Source organism: Streptomyces sp. NPDC005706, from assembly GCF_040631045.1.
GTDB lineage: Bacteria > Actinomycetota > Actinomycetes > Streptomycetales > Streptomycetaceae > Streptomyces.
Genome location: NZ_JBEXYS010000028.1, coordinates 39,699 through 62,354, shown reverse-complemented (window position 1 = coordinate 62,354; position 22,656 = coordinate 39,699). Strand labels below are relative to the sequence as shown.

At 72.8% G+C, this 22,656-nt stretch carries 23 protein-coding genes; 10 read left to right on the top strand and 13 right to left on the bottom strand.

Going from position 1 to position 22,656, the window contains the following annotated elements:
• Nucleotides 1–57: 57 nt before the first annotated feature.
• Nucleotides 58–768: a MerR family transcriptional regulator gene (locus ABZ478_RS30995; protein WP_359554421.1), complete on the top strand. Its 711-nt coding sequence runs from the start codon at nucleotides 58–60 to the stop codon at nucleotides 766–768.
• Here the strand turns inward: ABZ478_RS30995 and ABZ478_RS30990 are convergent.
• The 3 genes from ABZ478_RS30990 to ABZ478_RS30980 form a co-directional block, all read right to left on the bottom strand.
• The gene (locus ABZ478_RS30990; RefSeq protein ID WP_359554418.1) at nucleotides 763–2,943 is read right to left on the bottom strand and encodes a 3-hydroxyacyl-CoA dehydrogenase NAD-binding domain-containing protein; all 2,181 of its coding nucleotides are present in this window, start codon (nucleotides 2,941–2,943) and stop codon (nucleotides 763–765) included. The genes ABZ478_RS30995 and ABZ478_RS30990 overlap by 6 nt on opposite strands.
• Before the next feature lie 41 nt (nucleotides 2,944–2,984).
• Nucleotides 2,985–4,199 (bottom strand): acetyl-CoA C-acetyltransferase, encoded by a 1,215-nt coding sequence (locus ABZ478_RS30985; protein WP_359554415.1) that lies wholly within the window; start codon nucleotides 4,197–4,199, stop codon nucleotides 2,985–2,987.
• Between the two features lie 83 nt (nucleotides 4,200–4,282).
• A complete protein-coding gene (locus ABZ478_RS30980; protein ID WP_359554413.1) occupies nucleotides 4,283–5,434 on the bottom strand; it encodes a CaiB/BaiF CoA-transferase family protein in 1,152 nt (383 codons plus the stop codon).
• Between the two features lie 205 nt (nucleotides 5,435–5,639).
• On the opposite strand from ABZ478_RS30980, the gene ABZ478_RS30975 reads away from it, so the two are divergent.
• A complete protein-coding gene (locus ABZ478_RS30975; RefSeq protein ID WP_359554410.1) occupies nucleotides 5,640–6,818 on the top strand; it encodes a saccharopine dehydrogenase NADP-binding domain-containing protein in 1,179 nt (392 codons plus the stop codon).
• Between the two features lie 4 nt (nucleotides 6,819–6,822).
• On the opposite strand, the gene ABZ478_RS30970 is transcribed toward ABZ478_RS30975, so the two are convergent.
• Both ABZ478_RS30970 and ABZ478_RS30965 read right to left on the bottom strand, forming a co-directional pair.
• Nucleotides 6,823–6,969 (bottom strand): hypothetical protein, encoded by a 147-nt coding sequence (locus ABZ478_RS30970; RefSeq protein WP_358932374.1) that lies wholly within the window; start codon nucleotides 6,967–6,969, stop codon nucleotides 6,823–6,825.
• 65 nt (nucleotides 6,970–7,034) lie between these two features.
• Complete coding sequence (locus tag ABZ478_RS30965; RefSeq protein WP_359554408.1) at nucleotides 7,035–7,793, bottom strand: endonuclease V; 759 nt, start codon at nucleotides 7,791–7,793, stop codon at nucleotides 7,035–7,037.
• Between the two features lie 60 nt (nucleotides 7,794–7,853).
• Here ABZ478_RS30965 and ABZ478_RS30960 point away from each other — a divergent pair, with 60 nt between their 5' ends.
• A complete protein-coding gene (locus tag ABZ478_RS30960; RefSeq protein WP_359554405.1) occupies nucleotides 7,854–8,150 on the top strand; it encodes a YciI family protein in 297 nt (98 codons plus the stop codon).
• Between the two features lie 10 nt (nucleotides 8,151–8,160).
• On the opposite strand, the gene ABZ478_RS30955 is transcribed toward ABZ478_RS30960, so the two are convergent.
• On the bottom strand, nucleotides 8,161–8,502 hold the full coding sequence (locus ABZ478_RS30955) for a plasmid stabilization protein (protein ID WP_359554402.1): 342 nt from the start codon (nucleotides 8,500–8,502) through the stop codon (nucleotides 8,161–8,163).
• A gap of 70 nt (nucleotides 8,503–8,572) precedes the next feature.
• Complete coding sequence (locus ABZ478_RS30950) at nucleotides 8,573–9,682, bottom strand: oxidoreductase (RefSeq protein WP_359554400.1); 1,110 nt, start codon at nucleotides 9,680–9,682, stop codon at nucleotides 8,573–8,575.
• Between the two features lie 180 nt (nucleotides 9,683–9,862).
• Between ABZ478_RS30950 and ABZ478_RS30945 the strand changes: the two genes are divergently transcribed.
• On the top strand, nucleotides 9,863–10,279 hold the full coding sequence (locus ABZ478_RS30945; RefSeq protein ID WP_359554398.1) for an SsgA family sporulation/cell division regulator: 417 nt from the start codon (nucleotides 9,863–9,865) through the stop codon (nucleotides 10,277–10,279).
• A gap of 98 nt (nucleotides 10,280–10,377) precedes the next feature.
• Here ABZ478_RS30945 and ABZ478_RS30940 read toward each other — a convergent pair whose 3' ends face one another.
• Nucleotides 10,378–10,734, bottom strand: coding sequence for an isocitrate lyase/phosphoenolpyruvate mutase family protein (locus tag ABZ478_RS30940; RefSeq protein WP_359554395.1), 357 nt, complete (start codon nucleotides 10,732–10,734; stop codon nucleotides 10,378–10,380).
• Nucleotides 10,735–11,017: 283 nt separating this feature from the next.
• Between ABZ478_RS30940 and ABZ478_RS30935 the strand changes: the two genes are divergently transcribed.
• The 3 genes from ABZ478_RS30935 (at nucleotide 11,018) to ABZ478_RS30925 (ending at nucleotide 14,773) form a co-directional block, all read left to right on the top strand.
• On the top strand, nucleotides 11,018–12,697 hold the full coding sequence (locus ABZ478_RS30935) for an ABC-F family ATP-binding cassette domain-containing protein (RefSeq protein WP_359554393.1): 1,680 nt from the start codon (nucleotides 11,018–11,020) through the stop codon (nucleotides 12,695–12,697).
• Between the two features lie 93 nt (nucleotides 12,698–12,790).
• On the top strand, nucleotides 12,791–13,567 hold the full coding sequence (gene ddaH / locus ABZ478_RS30930) for a dimethylargininase (RefSeq protein WP_359554390.1): 777 nt from the start codon (nucleotides 12,791–12,793) through the stop codon (nucleotides 13,565–13,567).
• 231 nt (nucleotides 13,568–13,798) lie between these two features.
• Nucleotides 13,799–14,773, top strand: a complete 975-nt coding sequence (locus ABZ478_RS30925; protein WP_359554387.1) for an acyl-ACP desaturase — start codon at nucleotides 13,799–13,801, stop codon at nucleotides 14,771–14,773.
• 19 nt (nucleotides 14,774–14,792) lie between these two features.
• Here the strand turns inward: ABZ478_RS30925 and ABZ478_RS30920 are convergent, their stop codons facing one another.
• Nucleotides 14,793–15,038: a WhiB family transcriptional regulator gene (locus tag ABZ478_RS30920; RefSeq protein ID WP_359554384.1), complete on the bottom strand. Its 246-nt coding sequence runs from the start codon at nucleotides 15,036–15,038 to the stop codon at nucleotides 14,793–14,795.
• A 308-nt stretch (nucleotides 15,039–15,346) separates the two neighbouring features.
• On the opposite strand from ABZ478_RS30920, the gene ABZ478_RS30915 reads away from it, so the two are divergent.
• The gene (locus tag ABZ478_RS30915; RefSeq protein ID WP_359554381.1) at nucleotides 15,347–16,138 is read left to right on the top strand and encodes a VOC family protein; all 792 of its coding nucleotides are present in this window, start codon (nucleotides 15,347–15,349) and stop codon (nucleotides 16,136–16,138) included.
• 86 nt (nucleotides 16,139–16,224) lie between these two features.
• Here ABZ478_RS30915 and ABZ478_RS30910 read toward each other — a convergent pair whose 3' ends face one another.
• Together ABZ478_RS30910 and ligD are read right to left on the bottom strand one after the other, a co-directional pair.
• Nucleotides 16,225–17,271: a LacI family DNA-binding transcriptional regulator gene (locus ABZ478_RS30910; protein ID WP_359554378.1), complete on the bottom strand. Its 1,047-nt coding sequence runs from the start codon at nucleotides 17,269–17,271 to the stop codon at nucleotides 16,225–16,227.
• Nucleotides 17,272–17,393: 122 nt separating this feature from the next.
• Complete coding sequence (gene ligD, locus ABZ478_RS30905) at nucleotides 17,394–18,413, bottom strand: non-homologous end-joining DNA ligase (protein ID WP_359554375.1); 1,020 nt, start codon at nucleotides 18,411–18,413, stop codon at nucleotides 17,394–17,396.
• Between the two features lie 74 nt (nucleotides 18,414–18,487).
• Here ligD and ABZ478_RS30900 point away from each other — a divergent pair, with 74 nt between their 5' ends.
• Nucleotides 18,488–19,567: an ATP-dependent DNA ligase gene (locus ABZ478_RS30900; protein ID WP_359554373.1), complete on the top strand. Its 1,080-nt coding sequence runs from the start codon at nucleotides 18,488–18,490 to the stop codon at nucleotides 19,565–19,567.
• 13 nt (nucleotides 19,568–19,580) lie between these two features.
• Here the strand turns inward: ABZ478_RS30900 and ABZ478_RS30895 are convergent, their stop codons facing one another.
• Nucleotides 19,581–20,771, bottom strand: a complete 1,191-nt coding sequence (locus ABZ478_RS30895; RefSeq protein WP_359554371.1) for a zinc-dependent alcohol dehydrogenase — start codon at nucleotides 20,769–20,771, stop codon at nucleotides 19,581–19,583.
• A gap of 267 nt (nucleotides 20,772–21,038) precedes the next feature.
• Here ABZ478_RS30895 and ABZ478_RS30890 point away from each other — a divergent pair, with 267 nt between their 5' ends.
• On the top strand, nucleotides 21,039–22,031 hold the full coding sequence (locus ABZ478_RS30890) for a DUF3048 domain-containing protein (RefSeq protein WP_359554369.1): 993 nt from the start codon (nucleotides 21,039–21,041) through the stop codon (nucleotides 22,029–22,031).
• 8 nt (nucleotides 22,032–22,039) lie between these two features.
• Here the strand turns inward: ABZ478_RS30890 and ABZ478_RS30885 are convergent, their stop codons facing one another.
• Nucleotides 22,040–22,507 (bottom strand): MarR family transcriptional regulator, encoded by a 468-nt coding sequence (locus tag ABZ478_RS30885; protein ID WP_359554366.1) that lies wholly within the window; start codon nucleotides 22,505–22,507, stop codon nucleotides 22,040–22,042.
• Nucleotides 22,508–22,656 lie beyond the last annotated feature (149 nt).

The following is a 22,656-nucleotide window of genomic DNA, read 5'->3' as shown; positions in this document are numbered from 1 at the left end:
TTCTCACATGGTCGACACATGTTTCACACCATTGGTGAGACAGCGATACTGCTGCACATGACGACGGACTCCACGACCGGGGGCGGGGAGCCGGCCCTCACCATCGACGAACTGGCGGCGCGGGCGGGCGTCACGGTCCGCACCGTCCGCTTCTACGGCAGCAGGGGCCTGCTCCCGCCGCCGGAGATCGGCCCGCGGCGGGTGGGGCACTACGGCGCCGGGCACGTGGCGCGGCTGGCCCTGATCGAGGAGCTCCAGCAGCAGGGCATGACCCTGGCGGCGATCGAGCGGTATCTGCGGCAGCTCCCGCCGGACCTCAGCCCGCACGACCTGGCCATCCACCGCGCGGTGGTCGCGTCCTGGGCACCGGAAGCGCCGGAGGAGGTGTCGCGGCGGGAACTGGAGCGGCGGGCGGGGCGGCCGCTCACGTCCGGGGACATGGAGCGGCTGGCCGCGATGAACGTCGTCCGTCAGGAGGACGAGGACACCTTCCGCCTCGATGCCGGGCTGTTCCGGCTCGGCCTGCGGCTGCTGGACGTACCGCTGTCGCAGGAGGCGATCCTGGCGGCGCGCGAGGTGCTCGTCGAGCACTCGCGCGCCGCGGCCCACGAGCTGGCCCGGCTCTTCCGCGGCGAGGTGGCGGAGCGTGACGCCCGGGACGTGCAGTCCCTGTCGGCACACATGCACCCGCTGGTGGTGCAGGCGCTGCTGTCCACGTTCCAGCGCTCGCTGCGGGAAGAGCTGAGCGAGTGGCTCAGCGGGTCATGAGCGGGAGTCGCCGAACCGCTCCCCCTTCTCGGCCTTGGCCACCAGCAGCGCGGGCGGGGTGAACCGCTCGCCGTAGCGCTCGGCGAGCTCACGCGCGCGTGCGACGAATCCGGGCAGGCCGCCCTCGTAGCCGTTGATGTACTGGAGCACACCGCCGGTCCAGCCCGGGAAGCCGATGCCGAGGATCGAGCCGATGTTGGCGTCGGCGACCGACGTCAGCACGCCCTCCTCCAGGAGCCGTACGGTGTCGAGCGCCTCGGCGAAGAGCATCCGCTCCTGCATGTCCCGGAACGGGATCTCGTGTCCGGGCCGCGTGAAGTGCTCGCGCAGGCCGGGCCAGAGCCCGGCCCGCTTGCCGTCCTCCGCGTAGTCGTAGAAGCCGGCGCCGCCGCTGCGGCCGGTGCGGCCGAACTCGTCGACCAGGCGGTCGATGACGGCGTCCGCCGGGTGCGCGGTCCAGGTGCCGCCGGCCTCCTCCACGGCCCGCCGGGTCTCGCCCCGGATCTTGCGCGGGAGGGTGAGGGTCAGCTCGTCCATGAGGGAGAGCACCTTGGCGGGGTAGCCGGCCTGGGCGGCGGCCTGCTCCACGGAGGCGGGCTCGACGCCCTCGCCGACCATGGCGACGCCCTCGTTGATGAAGTGGCCGATCACCCGCGAGGTGAAGAAGCCGCGCGAGTCGTTGACGACGATCGGCGTCTTGTTGATCTGCCGGACCAGGTCGAAGGCCCGGGCGAGGGCCTCGTCGCCGGTGCGCTCGCCCTTGATGATCTCGACCAGCGGCATCTTGTCGACGGGCGAGAAGAAGTGCAGCCCGATGAAGTCGCCCTGGCGCTCCACGCCCTCGGCCAGCGCGGTGATGGGCAGGGTGGAGGTGTTGGAGCACAGCAGCGCGTCGGGCGCGACGACGGACTCGATCTCCTGGAAGACCTTGTGCTTGAGCGAGGTGTCCTCGAAGACGGCCTCGATGACCGCGTCGCAGCCCGCGAGGTCGGCCGCCTCGGCGGTGGGCGTGATCCGGGCGAGCAGCGCGTCGGCCTTCTCCCGGCTGGTGCGGCCCCTGGCGACGGCCTTGGCGCACAGCTTCTCGGAGTAGTCCTTGCCCTTGACGGCCGCCTCCAGGGAGACGTCCTTCAGGACGACCTCGATGCCCGCGCGGGCACAGGAGTAGGCGATCCCGGCGCCCATCATCCCGGCGCCGAGGACGGCGACCCTGCGGACCGTGCGGGGCTCGACGCCCTTCGGGCGGTTGGCGCCCGAGTTGACGGCCTGGAGGTCGAAGAAGAACGCCTGGATCATGTTCTTCGAGGTCTGCCCGGCGGCCAGTTCCACGAAGTAGCGGGCCTCGATGACCTGGGCGGTCTCGAAGTCGACCTGGGAGCCCTCGACGGCCGCGGCCAGGATGTTGCGCGGGGCCGGGTAGGGGGCGCCGTTCGTCTGCTTGCGCAGGGTGGCCGGGAAGGCGGGCAGGTTGGCGGCGAACTTCGGGTTGGCGGGCGTGCCGCCGGGGATTCGGTAGCCGGGCCGGTCCCAGGGCTGCTGCGACTCGGGGTTGGCGTCGATGAAGGCGCGGGCCTTGGCGAGCAGTTCCTCGGGCGTGGCGGCGACCTCGTGGACCAGGCCGTTCTCCTGGGCGCGGCGCGCGTTGTACTGCTGCCCCTGGAGGAGCACCTTCAGCAGCGCGTCGGCGATGCCGAGCAGCCGTACGGTGCGCACGACGCCGCCTCCGCCGGGGAGCAGGCCGAGGGTGACCTCGGGGCAGCCGATCCTGGTGCCGGAGGTGTCGAGGGCGACGCGGTGGTGGCAGGCGAGGGCGAGTTCGAAGCCGCCGCCGAGGGCCGCGCCGTTGATGGCGGCGACCACCGGCTTGCCGAGGGTCTCGATGCGGCGCAGGTTCCGCTTGACGGCGAGGCCGCCGTCGAACAGCTCCTGGGCGGTCTCCGGGGTGACCCGGATCAGGTCGCGCAGGTCGCCGCCGGCGAAGAAGGTCTTCTTGGCCGAGGTGAGGATGACGCCGCGGATGGAGTCCTTCTCGGCCTCCAGCCGGTCGGTGATCGCGGCGAGGGAGTCGCGGAACGCCTGGTTCATGGTGTTCGCGGACTGGTTCGGGTCGTCCAGGACGAGGGTGACGACCCCGGTGTCGTCCTGTTCCCAGCGGATGGTGGTGCTCTCGGTCATGACAGTCGTCTCCGTTGAAGTCTCTTGGTTCCGCAGGGAGGTCAGACGCGCTCGACGATGGTGGCGATGCCCATGCCGCCGCCCACGCACAGGGTGGCCAGGCCGTAGCGCTTGTCCTGGCGCTCCAGCTCGTCGATGAGCGAGCCGAGGATCATCGCGCCGGTCGCGCCGAGCGGGTGGCCGAGGGCGATGGCGCCGCCGTTGACGTTGACCTTGTCCAGGGACAGGCCCATGTCCTTCACGAAGCGCAGCACGACCGCCGCGAACGCCTCGTTGATCTCGACCAGGTCGATGTCGTCGATGGTGAGCCCGGCCTTGGCGAGCGCCTTGCGGGCGGCCGGGGCGGGGCCGGTGAGCATGATGGTCGGCTCGGAGCCGGAGACGGCGGCGGAGACGATCCGCGCGCGCGGGGTGAGGCCGTGCCGCTCGCCGACCTCCTTGGAGCCGATCGCGACCAGCGAGGCTCCGTCCACGATGCCGGAGGAGTTGCCCGCGTGGTGGACGTGGTCGATCTTCTCCACCCAGTGGTACTTCTGCAGGGCGACCGCGTCGAAACCGCCCAGATCACCGATGTCCGCGAACGACGGCTTGAGCCCGGCGAGCGAGTCGGCGGTGGTGCCGGGGCGCATGTGCTCGTCGTGGTCGAGGACGACCAGGCCGCTGCGGTCCTTGACGGGGACGACGGAACGGTCGAAGCGGCCCTCCTTCCAGGCGGTGGCGGCGCGCTCCTGGGACAGGGCGGCGTACTCGTCGACGTCGCGGCGGGAGAAGCCCTCGACGGTGGCGATGAGGTCGGCGCCGATGCCCTGCGGTACGAAGTTGACGGACAGGTTGGTCATCGGGTCGTTGAACCAGGCGCCGCCGTCCGAGGCCATCGGCACGCGGGACATGGACTCCACGCCGCCGGCGAGGACCAGGTCCTCCCAGCCCGAGCGGATCTTGGCCGCGGCCAGGTTGACGGCTTCGAGGCCGGAGGCACAGAAGCGGTTCTCCTGGAGGCCGGCGACGGTGTCCGGCAGCCCGGCGGCGACCGCGGCGATGCGGGCGATGTCCGAGCCCTGGTCGCCGACGGGGCCGACCACGCCGAGCACGATGTCGTCGATGGCGGCCGGGTCGAGGCCGGGGAAGCGGTCGCGGATCTCGTGGATGAGGCCGACGACCAGGTCGATGGGCTTCGTGCCGTGCAGGGCGCCGTTCGCCTTGCCGCGGCCGCGCGGGGTGCGGATCGCGTCGTACACGTACGCTTCGGTGCTCACTGATGTGCCTTTCGGGAGGGTGGGCCGAGCGGGGCTCGGTCGCCGAGGGCGGGGTGGTTCGTCGGGTGGCCCGGTGGCCGGGGTCAGTCGGCGTCCGGGGCGAGGTCGTCGTCCACGAGGTCAGGTATGCCCCAGTCACGCGCCACCGTCCCGGTGTCGGCGCCGGGCCGGGCGGGGCCGGTGCGGACGGTGGTGGGGGTCGCGGAGAAACGGGGGGCGGGGGCCGGCTGGGTGATACCGCCGTGGTCGGTGAAGGTGCCGCGGGCGGCCAGGTGCGGGTGGTGCGGGGCCTCGCGCAGCGACAGCACCGGGGCCACGCAGGCGTCCGAGCCCTCGAAGAGGGCCGTCCATTCGTCCCGGGTGCGCGACTTGAAGCGGGCGGCGACCTGTTCGCGCAGCTCGCCCCAGCGGCTCCAGTCGTCGTGGGCCGGGGCCAGGTGGTCCAGGCCGAGCAGGCGCAGGAACTCCGCGTAGAACCGTGTCTCCAGGGCGCCGACCGCCATGTGCCCGCCGTCGGCGGTCTCGTAGGTGCCGTAGTACGGGCAGCCGCCGTCCAGGAGGTTGACGCCCCGCCGGTCCTGCCAGCCGCCGGCGGACAGCATGCCGTGGATCATCGCCGACAGGTGCGCGGCGCCGTCCACGATGGCCGCGTCCACCACCTGACCGGTGCCGGTGGCGCGCGCGTGGTGCAGGGCGGCCAGGACGCCGACGACCAGGTAGAGGGAGCCGCCCGCGTAGTCGCCGAGCAGGTTGGCGGGGACCGCGGGGGGCTCACCGGGGCGGCCGATCATGCCGAGGGTGCCGGTGAGGGCGATGTACGTCACGTCGTGGCCGGCGCGGTCGGCGAGGGGGCCGTCCTGGCCCCAGCCGGTCATGCGGCCGTAGACCAGCCGGGGGTTGCGGGCGTGGCAGGCGGCGGGGCCGACGCCGAGCCGTTCGGCGACGCCGGGGCGGTAGCCCTCGACGAGGATGTCGGCGCGCTCGGCGAGGTCGAGCACGCGCGCGGTGCCGTCCGGTGCCTTGAGGTCGACGACGACCGAGCGCTTGTTGCGGTTGGTCACGTCGTGTGCCGGGTCGATCCCGAGGCCGGGGCCGCCCGGGCGGTCCACCCGGACCACGTCGGCGCCCAGGTCGGCGAGGAGCATGGCGGCGAACGGGCCCGGCCCGATGCCGGCCAGTTCGACCACGCGCACACCTGAGAGCGGACCGTGGCCCGGCGTCCCTGCCGTCGTCATGCCGTCCTGCCCCCAAGCCCATGTGACACAACTGATGTAACACCGAGGATGCTAAGAACACGTTCCACTCGGCACAAGACCTGAACGAGCAAGCGCTTAGCCAAGTGCCCGCCGGCGTCATTCCCGGCCTGGTCGTCCGGCTCCGCACCACTCACGCTAGCCTCAGCCACCGACGGCGGCGCGGGCTGCGGAGGCAAGGGGTGACATGAGCAGGCTAAACAGGACGGATCGTCCCTACGACCTCGTGCTTTTCGGGGCCACCGGCTTCGTCGGCACGCTCACGGCGGAGTACCTGGCGGCCCATGCCCCCGAGAATCTGCGCTGGGCGGTCGCCGGCCGCGACGAACTCGCGCTGGAGCGGCTGCGGGCGCGGCTGCCCGGCGGTTCCGGCATCGGGACGCTCCGCGCGGACGTACGGGATCCGGCCACCCTGCGTGTCCTCGCCGAGCACGCGCGCGTGGTGGCCACGACCGTGGGCCCGTACCTGGAGTACGGCGAGGAGCTGGTCGCCGCGTGCGCGGACACCGGAACCGACTACCTCGACCTCACCGGCGAGCCCGAGTTCGTCGACCTGATGTACGTCCGGCACGACGCACGCGCGCGGGAGACCGGCGCCCGCCTGGTGCACGCCTGCGGTTTCGACTCCGTACCGCACGACCTGGGCGTGCACTTCACGGTCCGGCACCTGCCGGAGGGCGTGCCGCTGACCGTGGACGGTTTCGTGACGGCCGACGCCACCTTCTCCGGCGGCACCCTGGCCTCCGCGCTGAACCAGTTCGCGCGCGGCGGGCAGATGGCGGCCGCGGCCCGGGAACGCCGGCGGCACGAGCCGCGGCTGCTGGGGCGCCGGGTGTCGGCACCGGCGGGCGCGCCGCGGTTCGCCCGGGAGGTGGGCGCCTGGGCGCTGCCGCTGCCGACCATCGACCCGCAGATCGTGCGCCGCTCGGCGAAGGCGCTGGAGCGGTACGGCCCCGACTTCCGTTACCGGCACTACGCGGCGGTCCGGCACCTTCCGGTGGCCGCGGGCGGGGCCGCCGCCGTCGGCGCGGTCGCGGCGGCCGCCCAGCTGCCGCCCGCCCGGCGCTGGCTCTCGGACCGGCTCAGGCCCGGGGACGGACCGAGCGCCGAGAAGCGCGCGCGGAGCTGGTTCCGGGTCCGCTTCGTCGGCGAGGGCGGCGGACGGCGTGTGTACACCGAGGTCTCGGGCGGCGACCCGGGCTACGACGAGACGGCGAAGATGTTCGCCGAGTCGGCGCTCTGCCTGGCCTTCGACGACCTCCCGCCGACGGCCGGGCAGGTCACCACCGCGGTGGCGATGGGCGACGCGCTCACCCGGCGGCTGCGCGGGGCGGGCATCCGCTTCCGCGTCGCGGCGACCCGCTGACCCGTCAGAGGGGCCACTGCAGCAAGGTGTAGATCATCCCGCAGATCCAGCCGAGCCCGGCGAGCACCGCGAGCACGAGAGCGGCGTTCACGACCCGCTCGACGGGCCGGTTCGGATCGGCGAGGGGCTTGTGCGCACGGTGCGTCGTCATGCGCCCACCCTGCCGACCGCCGAGGACCCCGCACATCCGTACGGCTACTCAGTCCCGGTACTCAGTCACCGGGCACGGCCGCCGGGGCCGTTGAGGTTCCGTTCCGCGGTGTCCGGTCCGTCCCCTCCCGCTCCCCCCGCGACCGCCCGCTTCAGCGCCTGCCTGCACAGCGAGTCCGCGCGGCGGGTCGACTCCGGCAACCGGTACCGGGGCGTCAGCGCCAGGGTGTGGGCCAGGGCGTCGTCCAGGGTCGTGCGGTGGCCGACGGAGACGAAGACCGGTTTGACGTGGTCCCGGGTGCGCAGGGCGCGGCCCACCTCCTCGGGGCCCGCGAGGAGCGGGGCGGAGCTGCCACGGAGGGGGGCGGGGTCGTCGTAGGTGAAGGTGAAGGGGTTCTTGGCGACGCCGATCGTCGGCAGGCCGGTGAGGACGCCGAGGTGGCTCGCGAGCCCGAAGCGGCGCGGGTGGGCGAGGCCGTAGCCGTCGCACACCACCAGGCCGGGTGGGCAGGGCAGGGCGTCCAGGGCGGCCCGTACGGTCGGAATCTCGCGGAAGGCCAGCAGCCCGGGTACGTACGGGAAGGAGATCCGGCCGACCGCCGTGGCCTCGGCGACGACCTCCAGGGTGGCCGCGTCCAGGACGACGGCCGCGGCGGCGACGAGGTCGCGCTCGTCGTCGTAGGCGACGTCCACACCCGTCACCCGCCCCGATCCGGGCGGCGGACCCGGCTCGTCGAGCACCACCCGCCCGCGCAGTTCGTCCTGTACGGCGCGGGCCTCCTCCTCGGTCGCCGGCCAGTTCGCGGGCACGCCTACGGTCCTCATGGTGGACAGGACTGTACGACCCGGGGACGGCCCGGCGGGCGCCGGGGTAGCCTCGTGATCATGTTCGTACTGGAGCTGACGTACACCGCCCCGCTGGAGGACGTGGACGCCGTGCTGCCGGCGCACCGGGTCTGGCTCGAGGAGCACTACGGCAAGGGCCACTTCCTGGCGTCCGGGCGCAAGGAGCCCCGCGACGGCGGAGTGATCCTCGCCGTCGCGGGGGACCGTGCCCACGTCGAGGAGATCGCCGCGGGCGACCCGTTCGTCGCCGCCGGGGTGTGCGAGTACCGCGTCACGGAGTTCCGCGCCACGAAGACGGCCCCGGAGCTGGACCGTTACCGGCAGCCGGCGGGCTGACCGGAGCCGGTCAGCCCTTCTTGTCGTCCAGCGCGCGCTGCAACTGGTCCTTGTTCATGTTCGAGCGGCCCTCGATGCCGCGCTGCCTGGCCTCGTTGTAGAGCTGGTCGCGGGTCGGACCCTGGGGGCCGACCCGGTTGCCCGACCGCTGGCCGCCGCGCTCGCCGGACGACTTCCTGTCCTGGGTCGAGCTGCGGCTGGCGGTCCTGGACTCGCCGGAGCGGGCGCGTTCCTTGTTCACGGTCCGCGCGGCGATCTCCTTCGCGCGCCCGGCGCTTTCACCCCGGTCCTGCGCGCTCTCCTTGATGTGCTCGTACTGGCGTTCGCGCTTGGGGCTGGAACCGGCTGGCATGATCGCTCCCTTCCTGTCCTCACCTGTCCTCGGCGATGGGAGACGAGTACCCGGGTTCCGGACGCCTACGTCAGCGTTCCAGCCGGGCCACCCGCCCCTTCTCACCGGCTGCCCAGCAGCTCAGGTCGGGGGCACAGGCCACGGTGTCGTACGAACCGGTGTCGACGGTGCGCCAGGTGCGGCCCCCGTCGGCGGTCAGGTCGGTGCCGGTCGGGCCGACGGCCAGCGCGGCGGTACGGCTGTGCGGGAGCCAGGCGGCGCCCGAGCGGTACGCGGGCGGCGGGGTCGTGACGGGGCGCCAGGTGCGGCCGCCGTCGGCGGTCACCGCGGCGGCCCGCGGCGAGGACTGGTCGGGGCGGTAGTCGCCGCCGACGGCGAGACCGTGGAGGCGGTCCCGGAAGGCCAGCGCGAAGACGCCCTTGGCGGGATCGCCCGCCGGCACCGGCGTGTCGGCGGCCGTCCAGGTCAGCCCGCGGTCGGCGGAGTGCAGCACGCGCGCGCGGGCGGCGCCGCCGGTGGCCAGCCAGACGTCCTTCGGGCCCGCGGTGACCAGGCACTGGCCGCTCGCGGCGAAGCCGGCCTCGCCGTCCAGGGCGGCCGGCATGCCGGCGGAGGGCAGAACGCGCCAGGAACGGCCGCCGTCGCCGGTGGACAGGATGCGGAACCGGCCGTCCACCGGGTCGCTCATGGCGAGGCCGTGACGGTGGTCGAAGAAGGTGAGGCAGTCGTAGAAGGCCTTCGGGTCGGTGTTGCGGAACGACTCCGTCCACGTCGTGCCGCCGTCATCAGTGCGGTAGACGCGGGAGGCCTCGCCCTCGCCGATGGCCAGCACCACCGCGCGCCGCCCGTCGAACGCCTCGACGTCCCGGAACTGCAGGTCGGTCGCGCCCGGCGGGGAGACGTTCCGCCAGCTCGCCCCGCCGTCGGTGGTGCGCAGTACGGTGCCGCCGGTACCGGCCAGCCAGGCGGTCCCGCGGTCGACGGCGGCCAGACCGCGGAAGCGGACCTGCGGGGTGCCGCTGTCCTTCTCCGCCCAGTGCGCACCGCCGCCCCGGGCCGGCGCGGCCGCCCCGGCGGCGGCCGGTACCGCCGCCGCGGCCAGTGCCGCCACGCACGCCGCCCCCGCCGCCAGCAGCCGATGCGTTCGTCCCCTGCGTCGCGTGCTCCCCAAGCGCCTCATGGCGGGCGAAGCTAGCGGACCGCCCCGGCACCGTCCAGAGGGCCGCCGCGCCCGCGAAGCATGAAGGCGGTGACCGAGGTCACCCGTGTCTCGTGTGCACGGACTGGCCGAATCCGTCGTCTCCTCCAGTACCAGGTGTCACACCGGAAGCACGTCCAGCCGTCACAAGGGAGCAAGGCGTTGTCCACCATGATCGAGCAGCCCGTCGAGGCCCGCCTCGTCGCCGCCGCACCACGCATGCCGAACATCCCCGCCACGCTGCGCTACGACCGGTGCGATCCGTTCGCCGTCCGGATGTCCTTCCCCGCGCAGGCGACCCTGGAGGGTGTCGACGTCTGCTGGACCTTCTCCCGTGAACTCCTCGCGGCCGGACTCGAGGGCCCGGACGGCCACGGGGACGTCCGCGTCCGGCCGTACGGCTACGACCGCACGGTGCTGGAGTTCCACGCGCCCGAGGGCACGGCGGTCGTGCATGTGCGCTCGGGTGAGATACGGCGGTTCCTGAAGGCGACCGCGGACCTGGTGCCGGTCGGCCTCGAACACCTCCAGCTCGACCTCGACCACGACCTGGCCGTCCTGATGCGGGACGCCTGCTGACGTCCGACGCGCGGCCACGCCCGCTTGCGCGCGTGAGCAGCGTGAGCGCTACGCGCGCGTGATCACCGCGTGCGGCTACGCGCGCGTGACCAGCGCGTTCAGCTCCGCGTGGTCGAACCCGCCGGCCGGCGACCCGTAGGTCCCCTCCCGCAGCAGCTCCCGCGCGGCGCGGTGGACCAGGGCGCGTGGGCGGCCTGGGCGAGGCCCGCGCCGGCGCTGATCCGGGCGACGCCGAGTGCGGCCGGTTCCGCCTCCGTGGGCGCCCCGGGCCCCACCATCACGTTGAGCGGCCCGTCGATGCCCGCCACGAGCGCCCTGACCGTCCCCGGTTCGACGGCTCCGGGGACGAAGATCCCGTCGGCGCCCGCGGCGAGGAAGAACAGCCGGGGCGGCTCGCGCGCCGGCAGGAATCCGACGTGGACGCCGGGCCGTCGAGCCGGGTGGCCGCGTGACACGGGAGGGGCCGCGTGATTAATCGCGTTGACAGCCTCCCGCCCCCCTCGTACGTTGTATGAGGTCCTGTTGCCGTCGATTGGAGAAGGACGTTGCTCGTCTGAGGTCCTGAGACACCGCGCTCACACCGGTGAGGTGTGCGTGGTTGTACGACCTCGGCGTCCGAGCCGTCCTCCGGCACAGGCCCTTTTCCATGGGCCCCCTGCTGCCCAGGCCTTCGGTTTCCGCCTCGCGGTGTCTCGACACGCGTACGCCCAGACCGCATCCAGCAACCGCGAGGCCTTCATGTCAATGTCCCTCACCTGCACGTCCCTGTCCTTCGCCTGGCCCGACGGCACCTCCGTCTTCGACGGCCTCGACGTCTCCTTCGGACCCGGCAGGACGGGACTCGTCGGCGTCAACGGGTCAGGGAAGTCCACCCTGTTGAAACTGCTGGCCGGCGAACTGACCCCGGCCGACGGCACCCTCAAGGTGACCGGCGAGATCGGCCATCTGCCGCAGAACGTCACTCTCGACACCACGCTCCGCGTCGACGAGGTCCTGGGCATCGCCGCCCGGCGGGCCGCCCTGCACGCCATCGAGGCGGGCGACGTCGCCGAGGAGCACTTCGAGGCGCTCGGCGACGACTGGGACGTCGAGGAGCGCGCCCTGGTCACCCTCGGCGAGCTGGGCCTCGGCGACATCGGCCTGGACCGCACCGTCGGCGAGGTGTCCGGTGGCGAGTCGGTGCTGCTGCGGCTGGCGGCGCTGCTGCTGCGCCGCCCGGACGTCCTGCTGCTGGACGAGCCCACCAACAACCTGGACCTGTACGCGCGCCGCCGGCTGTACGCGGCCGTCGCCGCCTGGCCGGGTGTACTGGTGGTCGTCAGCCACGACCGCGAACTGCTCGACCTGGTCGACCAGATCGCCGATCTGCGCTCCGGTGAGATCGTCCGGTACGGCGGCAACTTCTCGGCCTACGAGGAGGCCCTGGCCGTCGAACAGGAGGCGGCCGAGCGGATGGTGCGGGTCGCCGAGTCGGACGTGCGCAAGCAGAAGCGCGAACTGGTCGACGCCCAGGTCAAGCTGGCCCGGCGCAAGCGTTACGGGCAGAAGATGTTCGAGACCAAGCGCGAACCGAAGATCGTCATGGGCGCGCGCAAACGCGCCGCGCAGGAGTCCGCCGGCAAGCACCGCATCATGCACGAGGAACGGCTCGCCGAGGCCAAGGACCGGCTGGACGAGGCGGTCGAGGCGGTGCGGGACGACGACGAGATCCGCGTCGAACTGCCCTACACGGCCGTGCCGCCCGGCCGCCAGGTGCTCACCCTGGAGAACCTGGAAACGGCGTACGGGTCGCGTGTCGAGGGCATCCTCGATCTGCGCGGGCCGGAGCGGATCGCGCTCGTCGGGCGCAACGGCGCCGGCAAGACGACGCTGCTGCGGACCATCACCGGGGAGCTGCCGGCGGTGGCCGGCGAGGCGCTGACGCACGTTCCGCTGCGGTTCCTGCCGCAGCGCCTGGACGTTCTCGACGACGAGGCGACCGTCGCCGAGAACGTGGCCCGGTTCGCACCGGGCGCCACCAACAACCGGATCCGGGCGCGCCTCGCCCGCTTCCTGTTCCGTGGCGCGCGGGCCGACCAGAAGGCGGGGACGCTCTCCGGCGGCGAGCGCTTCCGGGCCGCCCTGGCCGCGCTGATGCTCGCCGAACCGGCGCCCCAGCTCCTCCTGCTGGACGAGCCGACCAACAACCTCGACATGGCCAGCGTCCGGCAGCTGACCTCGGCCCTGGAGTCGTACCAGGGCGCACTGCTCGTCGCCAGCCACGACCTGCCGTTCCTGGAGTCGATCGGCATCACCCGCTGGCTGCTGATGGAGGGAGGGAAGCTGAGGGAGACCACGCCGGAGGAGCTCGCGAACCCGGGCCGGCCGGTACCGCCGGGGGTCTCAGGAGGGGAACAGCCTGCTAACGAGGCAGAGTGAGGGTTTTGTCCTGGCCATGGCGCGCTGCATGATGGCGGTCCGGCTCCCGTGTCCCGGGGGCCGGACCGCGTCACCGATCAGGAAAGGCCCCTCGTGCCCAGCAAGAAGGCCCTCGTCCGCCGCCCCGGCCCGCTGCTCGCCGAGGGGCTGGTCACGCACATCGAGCGGGAGAAGGCCGACGTGGACCTCGCCGTCGAGCAGTGGGAGGCCTACGTCGAGGCGCTCGGCACGCACGGCTGGGAGACGATCGAGGTCGATCCGGCCGACGACTGCCCCGACTCGGTGTTCGTCGAGGACACCGTGGTCATGTACCGGAACGTGGCGCTGATCACCCGGCCCGGCGCGGAGTCCCGGCGCGCGGAGACCGCGGGCGTCGAGGAGGCGGTGGCCCGGCTCGGCTGCTCGGTGAACTGGATCTGGGAGCCGGGCACGCTGGACGGCGGTGACGTCCTCAAGGTCGGCGACACCGTCTACGTCGGCCGGGGCGGGCGCACCAACGCGGCCGGGGTGCAGCAGCTTCGGGCCGCGTTCGAGCCGCTGGGCGCGCGCGTCGTGGCCGTGCCGGTGAGCAAGGTGCTGCATCTGAAGTCGGCGGTCACCGCGCTGCCGGACGGCACGGTCATCGGGCACATCCCGATGGTGGACCGGCCGTCGCTGTTCCCGGGGTTCCTCTCGGTACCGGAGGAGTCCGGTGCGCACGTGGTGCTGCTCGGTGGCCACAAGCTGCTCATGGCGGCGAGCGCCCCGAAGACGGCGGAACTGCTGACCGACCTCGGCCACGAGGTGGTCACCGTGGACATTTCCGAGTTCGAGAAGCTCGAGGGGTGTGTGACGTGTCTCTCGGTGCGGCTCCGGGAGCTGTACGTCTGACGGAGTGACGGCTTGCCTCGGACAGCCCCGGGACCTGCGGGTCCCGGGGCTGTCCGGCACACCCGTGAACCGGCCGCGTCAGGGCACCTGATCAGCGATCTTTACGGTGGCCTTAACCTACGGCTTCGTAACCTACGGGTTCGTAGCCTACGATCACGTAGGTTTCCCGGCACCGCTCGCCGGACCGTCCCCTTCACTCCCCCTTCTGCCCGGCGTCCCCCTGGAGTTACCGTGACGATCACCTCCCCTCACCTCGGCAGCCCGTCCGCATGGACCGACGCGCGGCTGCTGTACGCGCTGGAGGAAGTGGTCGAGAAGGAGCTGAACCGGCATCTGCAGGTCGCCAAGGACTGGATGCCGCACGAGTACGTGCCCTGGAGCGACGGCCGCAACTTCCCCGGCCTGTTCGAGGACGGCGAGGCCTGGGGCAAGGAGCAGTCCGGGGTCACGGAGATCGGCCGTATCGCCCTCGTCGTGAATCTGCTGACCGAGGACAACCTCCCGAGCTACCACCACGAGATCGCCTCGCTGTTCGGCCGCGACGGCGCGTGGGGTACGTGGGTGCACCGCTGGACGGCCGAGGAGGGCCGGCACGGCATCGTGATGCGCGACTATCTGCTCACCTCGCGCGCGGTGGACCCGGACAAGCTGGAGCAGTTCCGCATGTCCCACATGAGCGAGGGCTTCGAGTCCGACAACCGGCACTCGATGCTGCACTCGATCGCGTACGTCGCCTTCCAGGAGCTGGCCACCCGGATCTCGCACCGCAACACCGGCCACCAGTCCGGCGATCCGGTCTGCGACCGCATGCTGGCCCGCATCGCGACCGACGAGAACCTGCACATGGTCTTCTACCGCAACCTGCTGAAGTCCGCCTTCGAACTCGCCCCCGACCTCACCATGCAGGCGGTCCGGGACGTCGTCGTCGACTTCCGCATGCCCGGGCACGGCATCCCCGGCTTCGAGCGGGCCGCGGCGCAGATGGCGATCGGCGAGGTCTACAACCTGCGCATCCACCACGACGACGTGCTCCAGCCCGTGCTGCGTTTCCTGAAGATCATGGAGATCGACGGGCTCGGCCCGGACGGTCTGCGGGCCCAGGAGGAGCTGGGTCTGTTCATGGGCGGCCTGGACGCGGAGGCCGCCCGGTTCGACGAGCGGCTGGCGGCGCGCAAGGCCCGCATGGCGGCGCGGGCGGCCGGCTGAGCAGGCCGTCCGCGGTGTGTCAGCCGGAGGTGCGCCTCATCGCGAGGCGCTCCTTCTCGGACAGGCCGCCCCAGACGCCGAAGCGTTCGTCGTTGCTCAGGGCGTAGTCGAGGCAGGCGGGGCGCATCTCGCACATGCCGCAGATGCGCTTCGCCTCGCGGACCGAGCTGCCGGGCTCGGGGAAGAAGAAGTCGGCCCCGGTCTGCGCGCACAGGGCCTGGGCCTGCCAGGTGGTGTCGGCCGGGGTGATCGTGTCGATGTGCATGGCCAGGATCGTGCCGTGCGGCGAAAAACGTTCGATCAACGCCGCATCAACGCCGCGTCGACGGCGTGGCCGGCACCCTGCCGGGAGGCGTTCACCGTCCCGATGATGCGCCGCGCGACACACCCGTGCACGGCGGCGCGCGGTGTCGGCGCCGAATCCCGCGGAACCCTCGGGCCCGGCGGGGACGGCCGCGCGCGTGGGCCCGGCGCGCCGCGGCGCCTCGGCGGCGATTGTCAGTGGGCGGTGCCAGACTCGGCAGTGCAGAGGACGGGACCCGGTTCACGGTCCCCCTGTCGAGGAGGGCGAAGATGCTCACCACCCGTTTCGTCAACGGCGCTCCCAACTGGGTCGATCTCGGCACCCCGGACCTGGACGGCGCCCTCTCCTTCTACGGCGGTCTCTTCGGCTGGGAGTTCCGGTCGGCGGGGCCGGACGCCGGCGGCTACGGCTTCTTCCAGCTCGACGGCAGGACCGTGGCCGGCGGCATGCGGACCGGACCGGAGCAGGGGCCGCCGGCCTGGACGGTGTACTTCCAGAGCGAGGACGCGCAGGCCACCGCCAGAGCGGCGGAACAGGCGCACGGCGGTGTGCTGTTCCAGCCCGTCGACGTGATGGGACAGGGGCACATGGCGGTCCTCGCCGACCAGGCTCGGGTGCCGTTCGGCATCTGGCAGCCCGGGCGCACCAAGGGCGTCGACGTGGCGAACGAGCCGGGCGCGCTGTGCTGGGTCGAGCTGTACACGGCGGACATCGCGGCCGCCGCGGCGTTCTACCACAAGGTCCTCGGCCTGGAGACCTCCGGCGTGCCCTTCCCCGGCGGCACGTACACCTGTGTCAACCCCGGCGGGGCCGGGGAGGAGGCGATGTTCGGCGGGATGGTGCCGCTGGCCGACGACCCGGTCGAGGCGGAGGCCGGCCCGTACTGGCTGCCGTACTTCGAGGTCGAGGACACCGACGCCGTGGTCGAGAAGGCGCGGCAACTGGGTGGCACGGTGCGCGTGCCGGCGACCACCGTGGAGGGCGTCGGCCGTATGGCCAGACTCGCCGACCCGTACGGTGCCCGCTTCGCGGTGATCAGAAGCGGGTCGCCGCAGGGCTGAACGCGGAACGGGGGCCGCGGGCGCGGTCCCGGGCGGAAGCGCGGCGCCGTGGGGTTGAACGCGGAACGGGAGCCGCGGGCGCGGTCCTAGGCGGAAGCGCGGCGTATCAGCGTGGTCGGCAGGACCACGCCAGCCGCCGGTGGATCCGTCGGCTCCGGCGCGTCGCCCTGCCCGGCCGGGCCGGCGAGCAGCAGGCGGGCCATCAGCCTGCCCATCTCCTCGATGTCCTGACGGACCGTGGTCAGCGGCGGGTCGCACTCCTCCGCGACGGGCAGCACGTCGTCGAAGCCGATCACGGCCACGTCCTCGGGCACGCGCAGCCCCCGCTCGCGCAGCACGCGCAGGGCGCCGAGCGCGGTGAGGTCGTTGGCGGCGAACACGGCGTCCACGTCCGGGCAGCGGTCGAGCAGTTCCCGCATGGCCTGTTCGCCGCCTGCCGAGGTGAAGTCGCTCTCCACCACGAGCCGGGGGTCGGCGTCGCCCATGACGTCCCGGTAGCCGTCGAGCCGGTCCACGGCCGAGGTCTGGTCCAGCGCGCCGGTGATGTGGGCGATCCGGGTCCGGCCGAGGCCCGCGAGATGGCGCACCGCCGCGCGGGCACCGCCCCGGTTGTCACTGTCGACGTACACCGGTCCGGGGGCGCCGTCGCCGTCGCTCCAGTCGGGCCGGCCGCCGAACACGGTGGGCACGCCCGCGTTGCGGATCAGGCCGGGCAGCGGGTCGTCGAGGTGCAGGGAGAAGACGAGCGCGCCGTCGACGTGACCGCCGGCCAGATAGCGGGCCACGCGCGCGTGGTCGGCACGGCCCTCGGTCAGCAGCAGTACGAGCTGGTTGTCGTGGGCCGTCAGTTCCTTGCTGATGCCGCGCAGTTGCAGGGCGAAGAAGGGGTCGGCGAACACCCGGGCCTCGGGCTCGGCGATGACGACGGCGATGGCGTCGTGCCGCTTGGTGACCAGGCTGCGCGCGGCCTGGTTGGGCACGTACCCGAGTTCCTCGACCGCCCGCCGGACCCGCTCGGCCAGTGGCTCCCGGACTCCGTCCCCGCCGTTGACCACCCGCGACACGGTGGCCCGGGACACCCCGGCCCGCGCGGCCACGGCCTCCAGCGTGGGACGCGACACTGCCTCGGTCACTTCGGGCTCCTCATCGGCGGCTGACGATCAGGATAGCCGCGGTACGGCGGGCCGGACGGGCCGGAGCGGGGGCCGGCCGGCGCCGGGCCAGGGCCTTCTCGCCGGGCCGGGGTCCCGGTCGTTCAGGAGGCCTGCTCCCGGCGGGCCCGGCTCGGCTGGACCCGCTTGGGCTCGCCCGGCATCTTCGGGTACTCCGGCGGGTACGGCAGGTCGCCCAGGCCGTGGTCGTGCTCGTCACGGCGGGCCAGCTCCAGCAGGGCTTCCAGGGAGTAGGCGTGGTCGTCCATGCCGGCGTGCACGTCGCCGAGTTCGGCGAAGCGGGCCGGCATGGTGGCGAGGTCGAAGTCGCGGGGCTGGGCCACGCCGACCTCCTCCCAGCGCAGCGGCGCGGAGACGGGGGCGTGCGGTCGGGGCCGTACGGAGTAGGCGGAGGCGATGGTGCGGTCGCGGGCGGTCTGGTTGTAGTCGATGAAGATGCGCTCGCCGCGTTCCTCCTTCCACCACTTGATGGTCACCTGGTCCGGCATCCGGCGTTCCATCTCCCGGCCCACCGCGATCGCGGCGCGGCGGACCTGGGTGAAGGTCCAGCGGGGTTCGATGGGGACGAAGACGTGCAGCCCGCGGCCGCCGGAGGTCTTGGGCCAGCCGCGCAGGCCGCCGTACTCGTCGAGGACGGCGCGCAGTTCGTGGGCGGCGCGGACGGCGTCGGCGTAGTCGGTGCCGGGCTGCGGGTCGAGGTCGATGCGCAGCTCGTCGGGGTGGTCGACGTCGCCGCGGCGCACCGGCCAGGGGTGGAAGGTGAGCGTGCCGTACTGGGCGGCCCACACCACGGCGGCCTCCTCGGTGGGGCACATCTCGTCGGCGCTGCGGCCGCTGGGGAAGGTGATGTGGGCGGTCGGGATCCAGTCGGGCATGCCCTTGGGGGCCCGCTTCTGGTAGAACCACTCGCCGCCGACGCCGTCCGGGTAACGCTCCAGGGTGGTGGGGCGTTCACGCAGGGCGCGCAGGATGCCGGGGCCGACGGCGGCGTAGTACCGGGCGAGGTCCAGCTTGGTGAAACCGCGCTCGGGAAAGAACACCTTGTCCGGGCTGGACAGCCGTACGGTCCGGCCGGCCACCTCCAGTTGCACCGCATCACCCATGCGGCCACCGTAGGCGCACCCCGCACAGCGCGCATACCGGGCGGAGCCGTACGTATGCGAGCAGAATCGAACGCATGGATCTTCCGGTGATGCCGCCCGTGAAGCCGATGCTCGCCAAGTCGGTGGCGAGGATCCCGCCGGGCATGCACTACGAGGCCAAGTGGGACGGGTTCCGGGCGATCGTGTTCCGCGACGGCGACGAGGTCGAGCTGGGCAGCCGTACCGGCAAGCCGCTGACCCGGTACTTCCCGGAACTGGTGGCGGCGCTGAAGGAGCGGGTGCCCGAGCGGTGTGTGCTCGACGGGGAGATCGTGATCGCGCGGGAGGGCCGGCTGGACTTCGACGCACTGACCGAGCGGATCCATCCGGCGGACTCGCGGGTGCGGACGCTGGCGGAGCGGACGCCGGCCTCGTTCGTGGCGTTCGATCTGCTGGCCCTGGACGACCGGTCCCTGGTGGACGCGCCGCTGACCGACCGGCGGGCCCTGCTGGACCGGGCGCTGGCCGGGGTGGACGCACCGGTCCATCTGGCGCCCGCGACGACCGACGCCGAGGTGGCCGGGCGGTGGTTCGAGCAGTACGAGGGGGCGGGCCTCGACGGGATTGTGGCCAAGCCGCTGACCTTGCGCTATCGGCAGGACGAGCGGGCCATGTTCAAGATCAAGCACGAGCGGACGGCGGACGTGGTGGTGGCGGGCTACCGGTTCCACAAGAGCGGGCCGGTGGTGGGCTCGCTGCTGCTCGGTCTGTACGACGACCGGGGCGCGCTGCAGCACGTGGGCGTGTCGGCCGCTTTCCCGATGAAGCGGCGCGCCGAGCTGATCGAGGAGCTGGAGCCGCTGCGGATGGACGACGTGGGCGGGCATCCGTGGGCGGCCTGGGGGGAGGAGGCCGCGCACGGGACGGCCCGGCTGCCGGGGGCGCCGAGCCGCTGGTCGGGCAAGAAGGACCTGTCCTGGGTGCCGCTGCGGCCGGAGCGGGTCGCCGAGGTGGCCTACGACCACATGGAGAACGGCGCTCGCTTCCGGCACACGGCGCGCTTCCGCCGCTGGCGCCCGGACCGCACGCCGGAGAGCTGCACCTACGCCCAGCTGGAGGAGCCGGTGCGCTACGACCTGGCGGAGATCCTGGGCACCCCGGGCGACAGCCCTTAGGGCCCTGCGGACCCTACGGCTGCATCAGGATCTTGATGGCGCCGTCCTGCTTGTGCTGGAACATCTCGTAGGCGTGCGGGGCCTCGGACAGCGGCACCCGGTGGGTGGCGAAGTCGTCGACGCCGAGCGGGTCCTCGTCCGTCAGGTAGGGCATGATCTGGTCGCTCCACCGGCGCACGTTTGCCTGGCCCATCCGCATCTGGATCTGCTTGTCGAACATGGTGAGCATCGGCAGCGGGTCGGCCATGCCGCCGTACACGCCGCTGAGCGAGATGGTGCCGCCGCGCCGGACCAGTTCGATGGCCATGTACAGAGCGGAGAGCCGGTCGACGCTGAAGCGTTCGGCGATGGGGGCGCTGATCTTGCGCGGCATCACGGCGGCGGCCGTCTGGACGAGCTTCGCGGTCGCGCCGCCGTGGGCCTCGGTGCCGACGGCGTCGATCACGGCGTCCGGGCCCCGGCCGCCGGTCTCGTCGCGGATCGCCTCGATCAGCTCCTTCTCGTCGTCGAAGGCCCTGATGTCGTACGTCCGGGTGCCGCGCCGCTTGGCGCGGGCCAGCCGCTCCGGCACCAGGTCGATGCCGAAGACCTGCTCGGCGCCCCGGGCCATCGCGATGCGGCAGGCCATGTCGCCGATGGGGCCGAGCCCGAGCACGGCGAGGGAGCCGCCCGGCGGGACGGAGGCGTACTCGACCGCCTGCCAGGCGGTGGGCAGCACGTCGGAGAGGTAGACGAACCGGTCGTCCGGCGGGCCCTCGGGTACCTTCATCGGCCCGAACTGGGCCTGCGGCACACGCAGGTACTCGGCCTGCGCGCCGGGCACCGCGCCGTACAGCCGGGTGTAGCCGAACAGGGGGGCGCCCATGTGCTCGCCGGTGACCTGCGTGGTCTCGCACTGGGTCGGCAGCCCGGTGAGACACATCCAGCAGTTGCCGCAGGCGATCTGGAAGGGCACCACGACCCGGTCGCCCACCGAGAGGTCGGGCACGGCCGCCCCGACCTCCTCGACGATGCCCATCGGTTCGTGGCCGAGGATGTCACCCGGGGTCATGAACGGGGTGAGCACCTCGTACAGATGCAGGTCCGAGCCGCACAGGCCGCTGGACGTGATGCGGATGACCGCGTCGGTGGGCTCCTCGATCCGTGGGTCGGGCACGTCCTCCACCCGCACGTCCCGCCTGCCCTGCCAGGTCACTGCCTTCATGGGGTCGCGCTCCCTTGCTCGCGTGCGCGCCGGTTCGCCCTGGCGCGTCCGGTTTGGGGTGGACGCCCGGGTACCCGCGCGAGCCCGTGCGAACCAGTCGCTCCGCCCCGCCGGTGACACCCCGGCCGCTCCCCCGCCGCTCTCCGGGGTCACGCCGGGGGCCCGATCGGCCCAGTGCACGCGCGCGGAACCGGCCGACCGGGTATGGCCCGCACTGTGCCGGCGAGCACACAATCGACACATACGAACGGGGAGACGACGGTGGGCATGCGACAGGGGGCGCGCACGCGCCGCGCCGCGCTGACGGCGGCACTGGTCGCCGCGACGGCGGCGGCCTCACTCACGGCGGGCTGCACCCGGCACCGGCCCGCCGACGACTCCCGCGCCCCGGCGCGGACCCCCGCGCCGAGCACCTCCGCCACACCCACACCCACGCCCCCGGCCGGGTCACCGCTCGCGGTGAAGATCGACAACGTGTCCGCAGCGCGACCGCAGACCGGGCTCGGCGCGGCCGACGTGGTCTACACCGAGCCGGTCGAGGGCGGCCTGAGCCGGCTGATGGCGGTGTACGCGACCCGGCTGCCGAAGTCGGTCGGGCCGGTGCGCAGCGCCCGCGAGTCGGATCTGGAGCTGCTGCGCCAGTTCCACGAACCGACGCTGGCCTACTCGGGCGCGCAGCGCAAACTGCTGCCGCTGATCGGCCGGGCGCCGCTGCGGGCCGAGTCACCGGACGACGCAGAGAGCGCGTACTACCGGGGGGCCGGGCGGGCCGCGCCGCACAACCTCTACTTGCGCCCGGCCCGGCTGCTGCCCTCCGCCCCGGGCCGGACCGCGCTGACCACCGGGTTCCGGTACGGTCCGGCACCTTCCGGCGGCTCCCCCGCCGCCACGCGCACCGTGCGCTACCCGGCGGCGCGCTTCGCCTTCACCTGGTCCGGGCAGCGGGGCGGCTGGCTGGTCGCGATGGACGGCACACCCGCGGTGACGACGGACGGCGGCCGCCTGGCACCGCCGACCGTGGTCGTCCAGTACGTACGGGTCCGCTCCTCGAAGTACCACGACGTGCTCGGCAACCACACGCCGTACACCGAGACGGTCGGCTCCGGCAGGGCCGAGGTGCTGCGGGACGGGCGGTCCTTCGAAGCGCGCTGGTCGCGGCCGGCCGCGACGGACGGTACCGAGTTCACGACGGCGGACGGCGGCCCCATGAACTTCACCGACGGGCAGGTGTGGGTGGTGTTCGCCGCCTCCTCCGGCTGACCGGCCCGTCAGCCCTCCTGGAGAGCCGGCGGCTCCGCCGGGTTGCGCAGTTCCTCGGCGGCGTCGGCGACCCGGCGGATCAGGTCGAAGAACACGGTCCGCTCCTGCGCGGTCAGCGGGGCCAGGAAGACCTGGTTCATCCGGGCGGTGCGCACGGTCAGCCTGCGGTGGGTGCGCAGCCCGTCGTCGGTGAGGCGGAGCAGGAAGCGGCGGCCGTCCTGCGGATCGCGCACCTTGTCCAGCAGACCGCGGCGCCCGAGCCGGCTGATGACCTCGGCGATGGTCGACCGGTCCAGGCCCACCCGCTCCCCCACGGTCCGCTGGTCGAGGCCCGGCTCGGCGACGAGCGCGTTCAGGACCGCGAACTGGGGGGAGGTGATCTCCTCCGAGACCATCGTGTTCCACAGCAGGTAGTGCGCCTGCTGGAGCCGCCGGGCCAGGTGCCCGGGATGGGTGGTGAGATCCACCGCGGCCATGTGCGCTCCCTGATTGAAATCGTTGGTGCACTGAACAATACCCATCGAGGGCCTCACTGTCTGCCGACGAGTTCGGCGGTTCTACTAGGTATTGACGGTTCACGCATCCGATGGCAGCGTGAGCGTCACCTCGCTGAAATACTCAGTGC

What these genes read in the sequence shown, in the direction of transcription:
- ABZ478_RS30955 (WP_359554402.1), bottom strand. Translation starts at nt 8,502, where the DNA reads ATGCCAGCCGGTTCCAGCCCCAAGCGCGAACGCCAGTACGAGCACATC.
- ABZ478_RS30960 (WP_359554405.1), top strand. Translation starts at nt 7,854, where the DNA reads ATGTTCGTACTGGAGCTGACGTACACCGCCCCGCTGGAGGACGTGGAC.
- ABZ478_RS30975 (WP_359554410.1), top strand. Translation starts at nt 5,640, where the DNA reads ATGAGCAGGCTAAACAGGACGGATCGTCCCTACGACCTCGTGCTTTTC.
- ABZ478_RS30995 (WP_359554421.1), top strand. Translation starts at nt 58, where the DNA reads ATGACGACGGACTCCACGACCGGGGGCGGGGAGCCGGCCCTCACCATC.
- ABZ478_RS30920 (WP_359554384.1), bottom strand. Translation starts at nt 15,038, where the DNA reads ATGCACATCGACACGATCACCCCGGCCGACACCACCTGGCAGGCCCAG.
- ABZ478_RS30890 (WP_359554369.1), top strand. Translation starts at nt 21,039, where the DNA reads ATGCGACAGGGGGCGCGCACGCGCCGCGCCGCGCTGACGGCGGCACTG.
- ABZ478_RS30885 (WP_359554366.1), bottom strand. Translation starts at nt 22,507, where the DNA reads ATGGCCGCGGTGGATCTCACCACCCATCCCGGGCACCTGGCCCGGCGG.
- ABZ478_RS30915 (WP_359554381.1), top strand. Translation starts at nt 15,347, where the DNA reads ATGCTCACCACCCGTTTCGTCAACGGCGCTCCCAACTGGGTCGATCTC.
- ABZ478_RS30935 (WP_359554393.1), top strand. Translation starts at nt 11,018, where the DNA reads ATGTCAATGTCCCTCACCTGCACGTCCCTGTCCTTCGCCTGGCCCGAC.
- ABZ478_RS30990 (WP_359554418.1), bottom strand. Translation starts at nt 2,943, where the DNA reads ATGACCGAGAGCACCACCATCCGCTGGGAACAGGACGACACCGGGGTC.
- ABZ478_RS30895 (WP_359554371.1), bottom strand. Translation starts at nt 20,771, where the DNA reads ATGAAGGCAGTGACCTGGCAGGGCAGGCGGGACGTGCGGGTGGAGGAC.
- ABZ478_RS30950 (WP_359554400.1), bottom strand. Translation starts at nt 9,682, where the DNA reads ATGAGGCGCTTGGGGAGCACGCGACGCAGGGGACGAACGCATCGGCTG.
- ABZ478_RS30980 (WP_359554413.1), bottom strand. Translation starts at nt 5,434, where the DNA reads ATGACGACGGCAGGGACGCCGGGCCACGGTCCGCTCTCAGGTGTGCGC.
- ABZ478_RS30900 (WP_359554373.1), top strand. Translation starts at nt 18,488, where the DNA reads ATGGATCTTCCGGTGATGCCGCCCGTGAAGCCGATGCTCGCCAAGTCG.
- ligD (WP_359554375.1), bottom strand. Translation starts at nt 18,413, where the DNA reads ATGGGTGATGCGGTGCAACTGGAGGTGGCCGGCCGGACCGTACGGCTG.
- ABZ478_RS30965 (WP_359554408.1), bottom strand. Translation starts at nt 7,793, where the DNA reads ATGAGGACCGTAGGCGTGCCCGCGAACTGGCCGGCGACCGAGGAGGAG.
- ABZ478_RS30970 (WP_358932374.1), bottom strand. Translation starts at nt 6,969, where the DNA reads ATGACGACGCACCGTGCGCACAAGCCCCTCGCCGATCCGAACCGGCCC.